We start from the raw sequence: 17,362 nt of genomic DNA, 5'->3' as shown, positions 1-17,362 counted from the left end.
GCTTGTTACTGTTCACTCGCATACAGCTCGCTCCAGTAACCACTTCGCGCATTCCAAATCGACTTCGTCGATGGAATGCGCTCACTCCCGTATCAAGTTCTCACGAAATGCGCAGCTTAGTGCGCATTTCTGTCTGAACAGTAACATCTGCTTTCTTCATATTACGTATTTTTCCATAACTCAGGCAAAGCTTTCACCTTTTTGTAATATACCCATTTGTATCCAGTGTAATTCCCGGAGACATCCCTGCCATTTCATTAAGAATGCGAAGCCTCTCCTCGTCAGATGGCTCATATACTGAACAGCCACTTTGAATTGCTGGTATAAACTGAATATTAACAACACCATCATTATGAATTGTTGTCAATATCATTCCTGTATCCTGAGTCTTTGAGTTAAAAATATAATTTCCCAAACTATAAATAACAGGAACGCCATTTACATAATCAATTTTTTGAAGCACATGTGGATGTGCTCCAATTATAAGATTAGCTCCAGCATCCACTATTTCCTTCGCCTGATCTGCCTGAAGATAATCAATTTCAGAAGTACTCTCCGTTCCCCAATGTATAAATACTATTACATAAGCATTTTTTTCCCGAGCTTCTCTGACTTTTTCAAGTAAAAGAGTATCGTCAAGGCATCTGAAAACACCGGGAGTAGAGTCTGTTGCACCTTTTGTATCAGGATTATCAAGTCTTTCTATCTGAGTTGCGCATATAATAGCGATTCTCATCCCGTTACTTGTAATATAGTACACAGGATGAGAAGCCTCCTCTATACTGTGACCAGCTCCTGCGTAGGCAACTCCTACACTATCCAGCGTATCAAAAGTGTCAAGAAGCGCCTGTTCGCCATAGTCATAGGCATGATTATTTGCAAGGCCAACAATATCGACTCCCATTTCATTTAAAATCGACGCCGTCTCAGGTTTTGCTCTAAATGTATAAGTTTTTCCTTCAGTAGGTACTCCTCCATATGAGTATGGGAACTCGTTGTTGACCATCATGATATCTGCATTTCTCATTTTTTCAAGAAGGCTTTGCCCCACGACTCCTTCAGCAGAATTCCCAGCATTTTTAAAAGCATTCCCGACTGCATAATTGTCATCAAACAAAATATCTCCGGCAAAACCTATGGTAACAGATTCATCAGAAGCTGTTTCTATAACATGAGTGTACGCTTCATCTTCCTCAAGAACAACCAATTCACTTTCCACTTGTTTCTCTTCAGGTACCACAACATTCTCAACAACACCTGCTTCAGGAATCTTTTCCCAACCACTTGCAAGTTTCACCTCTCCGATTTCGGGTGACTCATTAATACTCTTTATAACAAACAAAGAAGGAATTCCAACTATAAGTATGATTGATAATGTAATCAAAAAAATTCTTACAGCAGAAGTTCCGTTTGTATTTTTTTCATGGCTATATTTATTTTTCATTATCTTATAATATCACAATATATTGTGTCTTTCTATTTTTGCAACAAGTAAATGAATTTATATACAATCATCAATCTGTAGCCTTCTGTTACAATAAAAAGGAGCGAATCGTAAAACGATTCGCTCCTAACTTGCGCCTATGCAAATTAATATTTGTTAGATACAACCTTTACGCCAGGTCCCATTGTTGTAGCAAGAGTAATGCTCTTGAGGTACTGACCCTTTACAGATGAAGGCTTAGCCTTTGAGATAGCATCCATAAGTGCGTTAAAGTTCTGTTCAAGCTGCTCTTCTGAGAAAGAAGCTTTTCCAACTGGAACATGGATGATGTTAGCCTTGTCAAGTCTGTACTCAATCTTACCAGCCTTGATATCATTAACTGCTTTTGTAACATCCATAGTAACTGTACCAGCCTTAGGGTTTGGCATAAGACCCTTAGGTCCGAGAACTTTACCAAGACGTCCTACAACGCCCATCATGTCAGGTGTTGCAACAACAACATCAAAGTCAAGCCATCCTTCGTTCTGGATCTTTGGAATAAGTTCCTCACCACCAACGAAATCTGCACCTGCAGCCTGAGCTTCGTCAAGCTTTGTGCCCTTAGCGAATACAAGAACTTTAACAGTCTTACCTGTTCCATTAGGAAGAACAACTGCACCTCTGATCTGCTGATCAGCGTGACGGCTGTCACAACCTGTTCTGATGTGAACCTCTACAGTCTCATCAAATTTTGCAGTAGCTGACTTCTTAACAAGAGCTATTGCATCAGCGGCTTCATACTGCTGTGTCTTATCAATAAGCTTAGCAGCTTCAACGTATTTCTTTCCGTGTTTCATCTCTCATCCTCCATCAGTCTTCTACTACGATTCCCATACTACGTGCTGTACCAGCGATCATGCTCATAGCACCATCGATATCAACAGCATTGAGGTCAGGCATCTTTGTTTCTGCAATCTTTCTAATTTCTTCCTTAGAAATCTTTGCAACCTTAGTCTTGTTAGGAACTCCTGAACCCTTCTGAATCTTAGCTGCCTTCTTAAGAAGAACTGCAGCAGGTGGAGTTTTTGTGATGAATGTGAAACTTCTGTCTGCATAAACTGTGATAACAACAGGGATGATAACATCACCCTTATCTGCTGTCTGAGCGTTGAACTGCTTTGTAAATTCAACGATGTTTACACCATGCTGACCAAGTGCTGGTCCAACTGGTGGTGCTGGTGTTGCTTTACCAGCCTGGATCTGTAACTTAATGTATCCTTCGACTTTCTTTGCCATAATGGCACCTCCTGAAAATATGTGGTCGGACGCGACTCCCATACGGTTTTTGCTCCCGTGGTCAAGTCCAACAGACTCAAAAAAAACGAGTCTGGGACTTTTCACAGGGGCGACTCCACCATCATGTGAAAGACGCATGATGGGAGTCGCTCCCACTCAGCGGTTACGTGCAATCTAATGATTGCAATTTATATTCAAATGCTCACGCATCGAATATCATATCAATTATGAATCAATCTTTCTAACTTCCGCAAAACTAATCTCAACCGGAGTCTCACGACCAAACAAATCAACATTGATCGTAGCTGTCTGTTTGCCAAAGTCCATTCTTTGAACAACACCGGCAGTGTCTTTCCAAACACCGGCAACAACAGCAATTTCATCTCCAACCGAGAAATCAACAGAAATTGTGTCAGTCTTGATTCCGAGAGGTTTAATCTCTGCATCTGTAAGCGGAACTGGTTTACTTCCCGGTCCAACGAAGCCTGTAACTCCACGTGTATTACGAACTACGTACCAAGTTTCATCATTCATATCCATGTTAACAAGGACATAACCAGGAAACATTTTTCTCTGCACATTCTTGCGCACACCATTCTTAACTTCAACAACATCCTGCAGAGGAACTCTAACCTCAAAAATCTGATTCTCAAGATGTCTATTAACAATAGCGCTCTCAAGATTGGCCTTTACTTTGTTCTCATATCCTGAATATGTATGAACAACATACCAATGAGCATTCTCATTTACAGGCTCTGCAGCAGGAGTTTCAATCTCCTCATTAACAGGAGCTTCTGCATTTTCAAACTGCTCATCAGATTCAAAAGATTTTTCCATTTCTTCTGACATATTATCTCCTTTAAATTAGAATATAGATGTTATGAAATTCATACCATATTCAAACGCATAGTCCAATACAGCTATAAGAGCACAACAAATTATTGACACTACAACAACAGCCGTTGTCTGCTTAATCACATCATCCTTTGTTGGCCAAATAATCTTGCCAAACTCCGCCTTAACCCCAGTAAAGAAATCACCTATCTTAGTGATCACTGCACCGATCTTTCCAAGAAGTCCGTTCTTTGATTTCTTGTTTTTCTTGGCAGAAGAGCTCTTAGTCTGCTCAGACTTATTATCTACTACCTTGGTCTCTTCCATACCCGCAGTCTCCCTCCTAATAAGGAATGAAATTACTTTGTTTCCTTGTGTAATGTATGCTTCTTGCAGAATGGGCAGTACTTCTTCATCTCAACACGATCAGGATGTGTCTTCTTATCCTTTGTTGTGTCATAGTTACGATTCTTGCAGTCTGTACATGCTAATGTAATTCTTGTACGCATAATCTCACCTCCGGTGTGTTCTAATTATCTTAACTTTGCGCCTTTTATCATCATTTTTTTGCATAAAAAAAAGACGTAAATCTTTAGTCGCTTGTTTAATATATCATAGTAACTAATCTTAGTCAATGACTTTTTTATTTATAAACAATTTCCCTCTGAACGATAAAGCTGAGTAAAAAAAGCAAACAATCAACAGGTACCTTCACAACTATTTCCGGCACGTCGCCAAACAATCCATGTCCTATCGTTACAAAGAAGCCACTCAATAACATAATGCAAACTGCAAGCGCAAAATATTTTATTGCAGCATTTATTTTACTTCCTTTTCCTTTGAACACAATTCCATAGTTAATAGCAAAATTGTAAATTGCAGAAATAATCCTGGCAAGAATCGTTGAAAGCATGATATATCCTATCGCCGTTGGAACATTCCTAAAGATAGCACAGAATATACTGAACATCACTATATCAACAACACTTGATGACAAAGAAGAAAATAAAAACTTAAGGAATATTGCATAAATCCTTATTGAATCTACTATCGGATTAAAATGACTCGACTTATTTTCTTCTAAATATATTGTACTTATAGGTACCTCAATAATATTAATCCCCTGATCCTTTGTTGCTATCAGCATGTTGGTCTCAAATTCAAAGCGCTCTCCATCTTCAGTCAAAAGATATTTCATAAAGCAAGTACCAATTCCCCTGAGCCCTGTCTGAGTATCACTTATCGATAGCCCCACAAGCAGTTTCATTATCATGCGTGTCAACTTGTTTCCAAATACAGACCTTGCAGGTATTCCGCCTTCATCAAAGTTTCTCACGCCCAGTACAAGAGCTCCAGAATCAGCTAAAAGAGCTCCCTTACACTTTTTAATATCAGAAACAGTGTGCTGTCCATCAGAATCAGCAGTTATCACTCCTGCCAGATCCTCATATTCATTAAGGCAATAGTTAAAAGCAGTCTTAAGCGCCCTGCCCTTTCCCATATTGACCGCATGTTCAAGAACAATAGCCCCTCTCTCTTTAACGCTTTTAAAAACGTGTCCGAATCTTTCTTTGTCCGAGCCATCATTTACAACAATGATCGGTCTTACCAAAGCACTATTCAATTCATCCACAAGCTTTATCAGTTTCTCATCCGGTTCGTAAGCCGGGATAATAATCGGTGTAATCATATTGAAGTAAGAACAACTCCTTTTTCACTTATTTCAATTTTATAAACGGTACTTGGAATAAATTTTTCTCCATTCTTCATCAGTGGATCAAAAAGCTCTGCTGCCGTTCCATCCACATCTTCCACATATAAATATGAAGCATGGCTTGTTAATATCTTGTTTGCCATATCCCCAAAGCTTTCCTGTTCTGCAAGATAGCCATCATAAACCAAAGCCACAGGCGAAGCCTCTTTACTAATGTAAGTATCATGAACCCACGTATATGTATGCCCGTCTCTCATGACAAGAACTCGTTTTCCCCAAAGGCTCTCGTTTTGAACAAGGTTATCCACCAGGATTCTTCCCTCATCGTCAACCATATCATAACAATATTTTATATTTTCCTCTACACTTTTTCTGTATCCCCACAAATGCTTGTATACGCCTGTATAATCTGCTGTCAAAAGAACAAACATAAGAAATGCAATACCAATCCGCTTACTGATTTTAAGAGAGACTTTACTACATCCATTACAAAAGACTCCCATAATAAGATAAAAACCACCAAGAGTAAACGGACAAGCATATCTGGAAATGGAAACCGCCATTGCATAGGCGTCGAGATACTGATCTTCCGTCTGAAAAATGGAAATATGTGCAAGGAATATGATTCCATAGCATAAAAGTCCTGATATTCCAAGAAAAATTCCTATCTTCTTTGCCTCCACCGCATTCAGGATTCCACTTCTTTTTAAAGCAAAAAGAAATGCCGCAAGGATCAATACTGCCGCCCCCGTTGAAATATCAAATGTAAGATTTGAATCCGCATGCATCGGCATTGTCCAGAAGCCTTCTATAAAATACCCGGCCTTTTCCAAAGTGTTCTGAGGTGCAGTATAAGTACCTGAAGTCGCCATACGTAGTCCTGCTCCTGTCAGCTTTGCAACTCTTCTATTTATAAAACAGAACAAAAGCCAGCTCATATAAAAGCCACCAGACACAGCACAGGATATCAGTATTTTCCAGCTCTTTTTCCGGGTAAACAGGTAAAACAGGAATGCAAATATCGCCCACTCAATGCCCACGGATTTAGTCAAAAAAAGAACCGAAGAATAAAGAGCAATCCTGACATAGTAAAAACTTTCATCAACAATATCCTGATCATAAATAGCAAGAAGAAGCGCTCCATACACTATTCCCATGGTTATATCAGCCGGTGTTCCGTAATAGATTATCCCATTAAATACACCAGGCAATAGCGCTACCACCGCAAAGGAGGTCACCTGAAGAGTTGTTTTTTTTAAGGCTCCGACCCCCCATCCATCCCCTATCCACTTTCTTAATTTGCCTGCAAGAGGCATAAGAAAAATGAGGTTCAGTGAAAAATAGCCAGCAAATTGAAGACTCTCATTATAACTGCCAGAGCTGATCTGTAAAAAAAGCCATTTAAATATAGATGTGACCGGTGGATAATCCCCAAATTCAGGAGAAACATTTCCATATTTTCCCGGAAATCCATTCATATAAAAAAGCTGTTTTGCATCAGATGACCAAAAATTAATATCATCCCACCATGAAAACACCTGCTGCCTTGTAAGTATTGTAACTATTGCTACAACTGCAACAAACATGATAAATAAGGGATCCAGCGCATATATTTTTAATGAAAATCCACAAAAAGGCTCTTTTTTTGTGGTCTTTTCCGCATTATTTTTCTTAGCAGAAAAAAAACTCCCCAACAGAATCACCACAACAAACACAAGTCCAACAACTCCTATAAGCTTCATTCCCCTGAAAAAAGCAAGAATATAAAGAAGCAAAATTGTCGTGGCGCCTGATAGTGCTATTCCATCCCCAATACTAACCTTATATCTATCAGCTATGCAAATACTTAAAGCCAACATAGCCGCAACTGTCGTCCAAAATATCATCAGTATTTACCTCACTTACGCCATTATACACGATACAAGCCATCCCCACAAACCGCATCTGAGCAAAACAACGCTTTTCAAAGTAAAGCCAAACGCAAAGAAGCGGCATACACATGATGTATACCGCTTCTATATATAATTTCAAGTCACCTTCCTGCAGAAAAGGTAACTTAAGCGCGATCTCAGCAATAATTATTGAACATCATTCCTGAGTACTCGCTTGTAATATACGGAGATAAAGTATTGTCATTGCTGTCCGGATTCTTATAATTAACAACCGGTCTTTCAACATACTTCATAGGATCGACCGCTATATCTTTTGCCTTGTTTATAAGTGCATCTGTAAAATTCTTGATCGGCTTTAGCATTTCATCATTTTGAAGTCCTGCAACCGCCTGCCTGAGCATTTCATCATCTATAGAAATAGTTCCATCGCCCTCAAGCTTTATACCCATATCCTCTATAGACGACATATGCTGCCTCGCTATGCTCACAGCTTCAGCCTTAAGCTTGTCACTCTTAAACTTCGCATCCTGTTTGCCGGACGCTTCAAGTATAAATCTATTATAATTATCGACAAGAGATGAGATATGCTTAACCAGTGCTTCATTATCTCTTTTCAACCCGACATTTACCGGGGATGTAGTGACATCTTTAATTTGAATATCGAACTTACCGCCTACCGTAAAGTGATTAGATATCGCTATTCTATCTTCGCCATTCAATGTAAAGTGCGCATTCGCAGCGGGTGAAGATATCTGATCAAGCCCCAATGCCTCGACTGAACCTGTTGATAGTTCACCTCCAGACTCATAAATCTCAAACTGGCTGGTCTCGCCATTTCTTATACCGGTGCGCGCACTTCCAATCTGAAGCGCAGCTCTATTATCGCTACTTTCAACAACTTCAGCATTTAATCCTATACCGGCTCTATTTATAAGCTTTTCAAGCCTCTGTAAAACATCTATATTCTTGTCTGATTGATAAACACTAAACTGGAACTCATACTCCTGCTTGTCAATCCTGACGTCAAATGCATAATTTTCAGGCAAAAGAACTGTCGAAGAATCCTTGACCAAAAATCTTCCCGTATTAATCTGACTAGTTGCCAACTGTGAGATCTCAATATCAAATCCTGCATTTCCAACATCATCATCGGGTGTTCTTCCGATATAAGAAGCCTCTACCTTTGCATCATCTGTCGTAAACGCAGAGGTATGATTAAGCGAAGTCTTATCTTCCTGATTACTAAGCCCAAAAATTTTACCTTGAAGAAGCCTGGCCTTTTCTTTTATCTCAATCGCATCGTTGCGAGTTATATCGTCATCCGTTAGCAAATACAGAGGGGACTGTTTATTGATTTTGGCAATAGATTTATACACATCTCGAAGCTCATCCTTACGATGTGCATCAGCCTGCGTAACATCTTTAGATACATAATCTTGTATGAAATGGTTATAAACACCATTTAAAGAAACACCTGCCATATGTAGCCCCTCCTTTCTTCCTTGATAACGCACGAGTCCTTTCCTCTGCCAATCCTTTGGCATCTGCCGCGCGAGGGCACACCTAGCCACATTTAGTTACTTATATATTTACCTAAACTTGCCAATAAGTCAATAAACATATTCAAAATAAAAATTAAAAAAGTATAAATTATTGCAAACGTTTCACTGTTCTGCAACCATGTCAAGTGCTGCTCTTATAACCTGATCCATGTTGTAATACTTGTACTGCCCCAGTCTTCCACCAAAGAGGATATTGTTGTACTCGCCTGCAAGTGATGTGTACTGTGAAAAAAGATTATTATTCTTTTCATCATTCATTGGATAATATGGTTCATCACCATGTTTCCAGTTTGCAGGGTACTCTCTTGTTATAATAGTTCCTTTACCGTTGCCATACTCGAAATGCTTGTGTTCAATGATTCTTGTATAAGGAATCTCTCTTTCAGTGTAATTAACAACAGCGTTACCCTGATAGTTATCAACCTCCGGAAGCTCCTCTGTTTCAAATCTAAGTGATCTGTATTCAAGTGTCCCCAGCTTATATCCAAAGAACTCATCAATCATACCTGTAAATAAAATTTTATCGAAGCTGTCTCCACTTACTGATTCAAAAGGCTGAACAGGAATATTCCCATCCATTTTGACAAAATCATAATAATCAGTATTTGTCTTTACAGTTATAGATCCTGATAAAAATGGTACTTCCTCATCTTTTCTGATCAAAAGAAGCTTCTCAACAAGTGCTGTATAACCTCCTATAGGAATACCCTGATATCTGTCATTAAAATAATTGTTATCATAAATATATCTCATAGGAAGCCTCTTTATGATAAAGGCCGGAAGCTCCTTACAATCTCTTCCCCACTGCTTTTCCGTATAACCCTTTACAAGCTTCTCATAGATATCTCTTCCTGCAAGAGAAAGAGCCTGTTCTTCAAGGTTATCAGCAACGAACTCTGTTGTTCCCTTTTCCTGATTCATTCTCTCTATTTCTTCGCCTGCCTGTTTATCAATAATAGCCTTAGCCTCAGCAGGAGTCTTAATCCCCCACATTTTGCTGAATGTATTCATATTGAATGGCAGATTATAAAGTTCATCCTTATATGAAGCTACAGGACAGTTAATGTAGTTATTGAACTCAGCAAACCTATTAACATACTCCCACACTTCTTTATCAGAAGTATGAAAAATATGCGCACCATACTTATGCACATTAATCCCCATTTTATTTTCAGTATATATATTACCGGCTATATGATCTCTTCTATCAATAACAAGAACGTTCTTGCCCTTAACAGCCATCTCATGTGCAAACACAGCCCCAAAAAGTCCTGCTCCAACCACCAAGTAATCGTATTTCATGATACTTTCTCCTATTCTCAACTTATAATAATAACTACTTCATTATAACAAACTTTGCTCATATAACAACAAATGCACAGTTTCCAGTGATCTCATAAATGTTTTATCTCGAACAAATGAATATAAAATAAAAAAATAGCTATGCGACTTATTTTACCAATACGAAATAAGTCGCATAGCTATTTTATGCATTCTTGAATCAACAATTCAAGAATGCATAAACCAAGCCAATTTAAATCGACTTCGTCGATGAGGCTTGGTTGACTCTTCACTCATGTTCTCACGAAATCCGCAGTATATGCGGATTTCTGGAATTTAGTTCAAGATGTCATACTTTTATCAAATCATTGTGAACGATACCAGAGAAACAAAAAGCTTACCACTCTCTGGTTATGCATCCCTCAAAATATCAGTCTGCCTGGTACTTATCAAGCTGTGAGAAATCTCCCATCATATCAAGGATTTTCTTACGTCCTGCCTTATTAAGTTTAACATACTGCTGCATAACGCGGTTTTCAACAATCTTCTTGCCAAGATCTGTTCCCTGCTCCAGTGTTGAAAAATCTACCGGATTCAAGTTAAGACGATCGCACATTTTTATAACTGTACCGTAAGCCATACCCTCGATCCCCCTATCAAGTGCTGTAACAAGCGTGCTATATGGAATAGACATATCTATTGCGAACTGTCTGACACTCTTATACTGCTGTAAGATTTCTCTTTTTAAAATTTCTGCCTTTGTCATGTCATACCTCCTATTTATTTTTTATCTTGTGAATAATCATTCTTTTGGCAAAGTAAAGTCTACCACATTAACGTTTTTTCGTCATTCACTTTTTAGGGGAATTTTCTAATAAATTTTCATCAAGATTAACAAGGGTTTTTTGGCATTTTAACGAAATTGCAAGTGATAACAAGAATTTGCGAAAGTGTTCACACTTTTTTCACAATTCATTGTTACAATAACAACTTTTTTGCGTTAACTGAATATTATCGCACATCCGTTAACCGCTATAATCGACATGACAATTTACGAAAAAACAAACAGCACAAAAGTGCTGTTTATCATCATTAAATATTTGTTATTTTGTGTCGCACATAGACTTGAATTCCATGCACATATACAAGTCCCGTACTAATCCCTTATTTCCTGAATTCTATTGGTTAAATATACCATAATCTCATTGTAGGCATCTTTCGGAATACTATAAACTTTATGAACATTTCCCTCACATTGAATGTCTATAGCGCCCATTTTACGCCTAACTGCAATGATTTTTATAAAATCAGTAACATCTGTAAACGGTGATATAAAAAATCTTATCCTCATAAAAAAGTCTGTTCCCGCAAATGGGACAAAAATTTAATTTTGAACTAATCTTATCATCTAAAACTTGCTTACAATTATCACAGCGCATTGACTATTATTCGTCTCCTTTTAAACGAAGCCTTCATCTATAATGATACCATTTTGCTTTATATACTGTGAAGCCCTCACCTTACAAACGTCATTCCTGTCTATAAGTGCCACGTCAAAAGAATGATCTTTCCATGGCAATCTGCAGAGATTTAAATCCCCCCACGCCACCTCATCTGCCATATTATTTGCTATACCGGCAGCAAAAGACGTCCTGCAGACACCTGCCACATATATATCGGGAATTTCATGCTTTAAAAATGAAGCTGTTGCACCAAAACCACAGGTAAAATCTATGACTCGCAATGGTTCTCTTCTCTCGTCATATATCGCAACAATCGCAGCACAGGCTTCGTCCCATTGAAGACTAAAACTCCAGATATCAAATCCCCACTTATCAATAAACTTCTTCCGGCTATTTTCCATAGCTTCATTATGGCCCTCAAAACCACCTCCACCATGATGATAAATAAAGCTATTATCACATACATACTGCATAAATCCTGCTCTTGCAATCCTTATCCCCAGATCATCATCCTCAAAATACCCTGGTGAAAAGCGTCCGTCAAAAACCTCTCTATCAGGAGCAACCGCATCAAGAGCCTCTTTAGAAACCATAAGAGCAAATCCTGTCAGCCTGAATCGTCGTATATATGGATTGTGCCTGGGAACAGCGTTATCCTTTGAATAGTTTCCAAATATCTTAAGGCTCTCATCTAATGCCAGCTTTTTATGCCAACAATTTTCAAGCTTTTTCCCTGCATATTTTTCAAAACATAAAGGTTCTACTTCCTGAAGTGATGCGCTGTTTGAAAGCGCCGATACTGCCCCCACATTTTTATTTTCATACAACCCCATTCTCAAAAAGAAAACTGAATTAGGCATAAGTACAGCATCATTATTCAAAAAGAAAATGTCTCTATCCCTGTCGCAGTTTCGAGCTCCAAGATTACATCCCAAAGGAAATCCTAAATTTTCACCACTCTCAATAAGCTTAAAAGTGTATTTCGCAGTAGCCCTTTTTTCTTTCAAAAACTCTTTGACCAATACATCTGTTGAATCATTGTCCACCACAACAACTTCGATATCCTCCATAAAGCAGGTATTTTCTATACTCTCAATACACTTCCTTAAAAATTCCAAATCGTTGTATGACAACACCATGACGCTCAGTTTTTTTACCCTTAAAGAACTATCTTTTTTCAATTCAAAAAGCATATCTTTGATAGTTGCAGCATCTTCAGGCACTTCGCAATAAAGAAGCGCCTGCTGCACACAAAGATATGCTTTATTTAAATTTATGTCCTTATAAATCAGTCCCAACATGTAAAAGAGCTCATAGTTGCAAGGATCATATTTCAATCCCCGTGCTATAGCATCGAATTCCGCAGTGGTGTCCTCAAGCATTTCCCATAAAGAAGCCTCAAGAAGGCAAAGTCTGGCCGCATCTTTATCAGTCTTCCGGTCAATATGAAAGAACTCCTCCTGCAACTCGTAGAGGGCCTCTTTGTAATCTCCGCTCGAAATCAGCTCCTGCAGTCTTTCGTACATGCTTCACCTTACATTTTGGTCATAACAATCTATAGAATCAAAAAAAGAACTCTCAACCTTCCATCCGGTATCTTCCATAAGCTTTTTAACCATTGGTTTAAAAGAAACATAAGGCTCCGGATCCTTTCCGAAGTGTAAAAGCTTCTCATCTGCTCCAATATACTTCGCAGCCTCTTTCACAAAAACTTTAAGCTCCTTATAGTTGCCGCTTGCTATATTGTAGACTTCTCCGTCTCTGCCTTTCTCTCCAAGGAGCATTATGGCTTTAGCTGCATCTTTGGCATCGAGATAGTCCCAATACTGCCTGCAGGAACTTAAATAAACTTCCTCTCCCCGTTTAAGCTTTCTTACAAGATCAGGCAACATCCTTCCTTCCGGTTCGTACTTACCAATCAGGCTGAATATTCTGCCCCACACAAAATGTATTTCGGCTTTTTTAGCTTTATTCTTAATAAGGTGGAAAGCCGCTGCCTTTGCAGCTCCATAAGCAGAAAACGGCTCTAAAAGGGCATTCTCATCAAGCTCTTTTGAATCATCTTTTACACCATATTCCGCCTGTGACCCAATACCAACAAACACCACTTTATTTCCTTTATCAGCAAAAGAAATAGCGCTGTCCATGGCTTTAAGGCTTCCGTCTATGTTCTTAACCTGAGAATCAAAATCATCCCTTCCACCGCCCCATGATAGATGAAAAAAGATAACCTCTTTATCTTTAATATCCTCTTCATCAATAAGGTTTGGAATTTTGTCATAGTCCTCCATATCAATAAAGCGGGTTTTCAAATTCTGAGCACTTTGAAATCTGTCATTGTGCAAAGAGCCTTCTCTGCCAATGGCATAAACAACATAGTTACTTTCCAAAAGCTGTTCTACAAGATTGGCACCTGCAAATCCAAATGCACCGGTTACAATTGCAGTCCTCATCATTCCCTTCCAAGGGCCTTTCTGATAACGCTGGCCATAAACTCTATCTTTTTCTCATTCATTCCCGGATAAACACCTACCCAGAAAGCATTGTTCATGACTCTGTCAGTTACTTCCAGAGATCCAACCACCCTATAATCAACACTCTCTTTGTACTCAGCAAAGCAAGGATGTCTTAAGATATTTCCAGAAAAAAGAAGTCTTGTCTGAATATTATTTGCTTCAAGGGCCTTTGTTATATCATTCCTTGATACCCCGCTTTTCTCTTTCACGCACATGATAAAACCAAACCATGAAGGATTGGAGTTCTCTGCTGCCTCTGGAAGAATAAGAAGATCATTTACACTTTCAAGTTCCTTCCTGAGCATCGCCCAATTATTTCTACGGGCATTGGCAAAAGGAATAAGCTTATCAAGCTGAGCGCATCCAACTGCTGCCTGCATATCTGTTGCCTTGAGATTGTATCCAAGATGACTGTATACGTATTTGTGGTCGTATCCAACAGGAAGGTCTCCAAACTTGCCATCAAATCTGTGGCCACAGAAATTGTCTTTTCCCGGAGGACATACACAATCTCTTCCCCAGTCTCTAAAGCTTCTTACCATTCTATGCAGGAGTCCGTTATTGGTATAAACACATCCTCCTTCTCCCATAGTGATATGGTGTGGCGGGTAAAAGCTTGATGTTCCAATATCTCCCCAGGTTCCGGTAAATCTTGTTTCGCCATCGATCTCATATTCTGAACCGAGAGCATCGCAGTTATCCTCAATAAGCCACAAATTGTGCTTATCGCAGAACTGCCTTACAGCCTTTAAATCAAATGGATTACCTAAAGTATGAGCAATCATTACCGCTTTTGTCTTGTCGCTTAATGCCTCTTCGAGCCTTGTCACATCGATATTGTACTGAGGAATTGTAACATCAACAAATACAGGAACAGCGCCATACTGGATAATGGGTGAGATAGTTGTAGGGAATCCGCAGGCAACTGTAATTACCTCGTCACCTTTTTTTACTCTTCTTTCACCAAGTTCAGGAGCAGTAAGAGCCATAAATGCGATGAGATTAGCTGAAGATCCGCTGTTTACAAGACTCACGCCTTTTACTCCAAGAAGCTTGCCAAATCTCTCCTCGAATTCATCTGTATATCTGCCTGCAGTGAGCCAGAAATCAAGTGAAGAATCCACGAGATTTTTCACTTCCTTCTCATCAAAGACTCTCCCTGAATAAGGAATTCTGTCGCCTTTTTCAAAACCTGTATTATCCACCTTTAAAAATTTATCATAGTAATCTGCCACAAGATCTAAAATTTGTTTTCTGGCAGCTTTTTGTGCTTCATTGCCTGACATTAATCAAAATACTCCTTTATTTCTTTTTCCATAACTTCTATTGCGTGACCCTCAAGGTACCCACGAGTCCACTCTGCCGTCTTCTCAACAGCCATTTCAATATCCCACTTTGGTGCCCAGCCTAACCTGCTCTTTATTTTTGAGCAGTCGAGCTTAAGATAATTGGCCTCATGAGGACCATTATCAGATTTAATCTCTATATCCGGCTCGCCGTATTTTGCCCGGAACAATTTGGCAATCTTAAGCGTAGTGACAGCATCTGCCTCATTGGGGCCAACATTGTAAAAGCCGGCACTCTCGCCATTTTCATATTGCATTTTAGCAATCAAAAGATATGCTGAAAGAGCCTCCAGCACGTGCTGGTAAGGTCTAGTAGATTCAGGGTTTCTAAGAGTTATCTTTTGCCCGCTTCTGGCCGCTCTAACGCAATCGGGAATGATTCTGTCTTTAGCAAAATCGCCACCACCAATTACATTTCCGGCTCTAGCAGTGGATGTAGCTATCCCCATTTCCCTGAAAAATGAATTAATGTATGAATGAGTCACAAGTTCAGAGCATGACTTACTGTTGGAATACGGGTCATAACCATCAAGTTTCTCATCCTCTCTGTAGCCCCATTCCCACTCGTTGTTCTGATAAACTTTATCGGTAGTAACATTTAAAAAAGATCTGACCGTGTCCGACTCTTTTACGCACTCGCAGATGTTTACCGTCCCCATAACATTTGTTTCATAGGTATAGCGCGGTCTTTCATAAGAATCTCTGACAATTGGCTGAGCAGCCAGATGAAAAACTATCTCCGGTTTTGCCTCGTCAAAAAAAACTTTAAGTTTGTCAAAATCTCTGATATCTCCAATGCATGAGCAGATATCCTCACCCCCCCCGGAAATATCAAATAAGTTTTCATCTCCCTCAGGAGATAACGCATAGCCATAGACTTTTGCTCCTGCCATGATTAGAATCTTGGTCAGCCAGCTTCCCTTAAAGCCTGTATGACCGGTGACAAGCACCCTTTTCCCTTTGTAAAAATCTAACATTACTCTTCCTTTTGTACTTCTAAAGCTTCCTTTTCATAGTCCTGAGCAAGCTCATTATTGCCTAAAGCTTTATAACATTTGGCAATAGCAAGCCTTGGAAGCTCCTTGGATTTTTGAATGTCCAGTATACTCTCACATTCGTATGCTGCATTATAATACCACACTATAGCCTCATCATAGTCGTTTTGGCTATAGTAAAAATCACCAAGTTCGTAGCAAACCTCACTGGACATTTCAGTTATTGCGTCTTTCAAAGCATACTTCAAAAGAGCTGCAACATCCCCTTCGATAACCGCAATATGAGACAGGATGCAGCTTCCCTCTTTTATCTCATCAAGACTTCTGTGGGTATCCTGTAGCGATTCTTCGAAAAATCTTTTTGCTTTAAAAAAGTCATCATCCGTTCCTGACATCATAAGTTCTCTAGCGTACATTCCATAAAGGCGTCTTGATAAGAACTTGCCATCTTCGATAGCCTTTCTAAAGGAACACAAATCTCTTGATGAATGATTCTCAGCTGGATTATGTATGATTTCAATTTCAGAATTTACAATAACAGGATCTAAAACCACCTGCTCATGAATCGGGTCTTCCCATACAAAATATCTGACCCTCTTAAAGAGCTTGGGTCTTAATTCCCGATCATAATTGTATACTGTTCTAAAAGACAACTGGTTACAATAGTACATCTGTACAATATCAATATCAAGTTCTTCAAGATCTCTTTTCATCTGTAGGAAACGTTCACGATTGGCCTCATCAAGCTCCTCATCTGCATCTGCCGAATAAATATAGTCACAGCTTGCCTTAGAAAAAGAATAATTTCTGGCCTCACTAAAATCTCCGGTCCACTTAAAGTCATATACTTTAGCTCCGAATGCATTTGCCACCTCTTTTGTCCTGTCAGTTGATCCGGTATCAACAACAATCATTTCATCTACCAGGCCCTTTAAACTGTTCAAACACCTTTCAAGGCAGCTTTCTTCGTTTTTCACTATCATGCAAAGACTGATCGTAACCATACTATACCCCCTGGATATGCGATATTATTATAATAA

Annotated in this window: 17 protein-coding genes; all 17 read right to left on the bottom strand. The window is 39.1% G+C overall.

Annotated elements, in window-relative coordinates; translation table 11 throughout:
• Positions 1 to 193 precede the first annotated feature (193 nt).
• The 17 genes from BM146_RS12585 to BM146_RS12505 all read right to left on the bottom strand — a co-directional run bounded on the left by BM146_RS12585 (position 194) and on the right by BM146_RS12505 (position 17,326).
• Entirely contained in the window at positions 194 to 1,444 is a 1,251-nt protein-coding gene (locus BM146_RS12585) for a CapA family protein (RefSeq protein ID WP_074889561.1), read from the bottom strand.
• A 146-nt stretch (positions 1,445 to 1,590) separates the two neighbouring features.
• Entirely contained in the window at positions 1,591 to 2,280 is a 690-nt protein-coding gene (gene rplA, locus BM146_RS12580; protein WP_022774670.1) for a 50S ribosomal protein L1, read from the bottom strand.
• Positions 2,281 to 2,293: 13 nt separating this feature from the next.
• Positions 2,294 to 2,719 carry a 50S ribosomal protein L11 gene (rplK, locus tag BM146_RS12575; protein WP_022774668.1) on the bottom strand — a complete coding sequence of 142 codons (426 nt, stop codon included), beginning with the start codon at positions 2,717 to 2,719 and terminating at the stop codon, positions 2,294 to 2,296.
• Between the two features lie 225 nt (positions 2,720 to 2,944).
• Positions 2,945 to 3,568 (bottom strand): transcription termination/antitermination protein NusG, encoded by a 624-nt coding sequence (gene nusG, locus BM146_RS12570; RefSeq protein ID WP_083413542.1) that lies wholly within the window; start codon positions 3,566 to 3,568, stop codon positions 2,945 to 2,947.
• A 15-nt stretch (positions 3,569 to 3,583) separates the two neighbouring features.
• Positions 3,584 to 3,880, bottom strand: coding sequence for a preprotein translocase subunit SecE (gene secE, locus BM146_RS12565; protein WP_022774665.1), 297 nt, complete (start codon positions 3,878 to 3,880; stop codon positions 3,584 to 3,586).
• A 32-nt stretch (positions 3,881 to 3,912) separates the two neighbouring features.
• Positions 3,913 to 4,062, bottom strand: a complete 150-nt coding sequence (rpmG, locus tag BM146_RS12560; protein WP_013281689.1) for a 50S ribosomal protein L33 — start codon at positions 4,060 to 4,062, stop codon at positions 3,913 to 3,915.
• A gap of 134 nt (positions 4,063 to 4,196) precedes the next feature.
• The gene (locus tag BM146_RS12555) at positions 4,197 to 5,243 is read right to left on the bottom strand and encodes a glycosyltransferase (RefSeq protein WP_074889557.1); all 1,047 of its coding nucleotides are present in this window, start codon (positions 5,241 to 5,243) and stop codon (positions 4,197 to 4,199) included.
• Positions 5,240 to 7,126, bottom strand: a complete 1,887-nt coding sequence (locus tag BM146_RS12550; protein WP_207649926.1) for a hypothetical protein — start codon at positions 7,124 to 7,126, stop codon at positions 5,240 to 5,242. Before BM146_RS12550 ends, BM146_RS12555 begins: the two co-directional genes overlap by 4 nt.
• Positions 7,098 to 7,298 carry a hypothetical protein gene (locus BM146_RS19195; protein ID WP_143087485.1) on the bottom strand — a complete coding sequence of 67 codons (201 nt, stop codon included), beginning with the start codon at positions 7,296 to 7,298 and terminating at the stop codon, positions 7,098 to 7,100. The genes BM146_RS12550 and BM146_RS19195 overlap by 29 nt, the downstream gene beginning before the upstream one ends.
• A gap of 37 nt (positions 7,299 to 7,335) precedes the next feature.
• Positions 7,336 to 8,640 (bottom strand): flagellar filament capping protein FliD, encoded by a 1,305-nt coding sequence (fliD, locus tag BM146_RS12545; protein WP_074889551.1) that lies wholly within the window; start codon positions 8,638 to 8,640, stop codon positions 7,336 to 7,338.
• Between the two features lie 183 nt (positions 8,641 to 8,823).
• Positions 8,824 to 10,023: a UDP-galactopyranose mutase gene (glf, locus tag BM146_RS12540; RefSeq protein ID WP_074889547.1), complete on the bottom strand. Its 1,200-nt coding sequence runs from the start codon at positions 10,021 to 10,023 to the stop codon at positions 8,824 to 8,826.
• 409 nt (positions 10,024 to 10,432) lie between these two features.
• Entirely contained in the window at positions 10,433 to 10,768 is a 336-nt protein-coding gene (locus BM146_RS12535) for a hypothetical protein (protein WP_022774658.1), read from the bottom strand.
• Between the two features lie 693 nt (positions 10,769 to 11,461).
• On the bottom strand, positions 11,462 to 12,991 hold the full coding sequence (locus BM146_RS12525) for a glycosyltransferase (protein WP_074889540.1): 1,530 nt from the start codon (positions 12,989 to 12,991) through the stop codon (positions 11,462 to 11,464).
• A 3-nt stretch (positions 12,992 to 12,994) separates the two neighbouring features.
• Entirely contained in the window at positions 12,995 to 13,918 is a 924-nt protein-coding gene (locus BM146_RS12520) for an NAD-dependent epimerase/dehydratase family protein (protein WP_074889535.1), read from the bottom strand.
• Positions 13,918 to 15,267, bottom strand: a complete 1,350-nt coding sequence (gene rfbH, locus BM146_RS12515; RefSeq protein ID WP_074889532.1) for a lipopolysaccharide biosynthesis protein RfbH — start codon at positions 15,265 to 15,267, stop codon at positions 13,918 to 13,920. Before rfbH ends, BM146_RS12520 begins: the two co-directional genes overlap by 1 nt.
• Entirely contained in the window at positions 15,267 to 16,304 is a 1,038-nt protein-coding gene (gene rfbG / locus BM146_RS12510) for a CDP-glucose 4,6-dehydratase (protein ID WP_074889528.1), read from the bottom strand. Before rfbG ends, rfbH begins: the two co-directional genes overlap by 1 nt.
• Positions 16,304 to 17,326, bottom strand: a complete 1,023-nt coding sequence (locus tag BM146_RS12505; protein WP_074889525.1) for a glycosyltransferase — start codon at positions 17,324 to 17,326, stop codon at positions 16,304 to 16,306. Before BM146_RS12505 ends, rfbG begins: the two co-directional genes overlap by 1 nt.
• Positions 17,327 to 17,362 lie beyond the last annotated feature (36 nt).

Origin of the sequence: Butyrivibrio proteoclasticus, assembly GCF_900115735.1 — a bacterium.
Lineage (GTDB): Bacteria > Bacillota > Clostridia > Lachnospirales > Lachnospiraceae > Butyrivibrio > Butyrivibrio proteoclasticus_B.
Note: the sequence above shows the minus strand (reverse complement) of the source record. Positions and strands in the feature narration are given on the sequence as shown.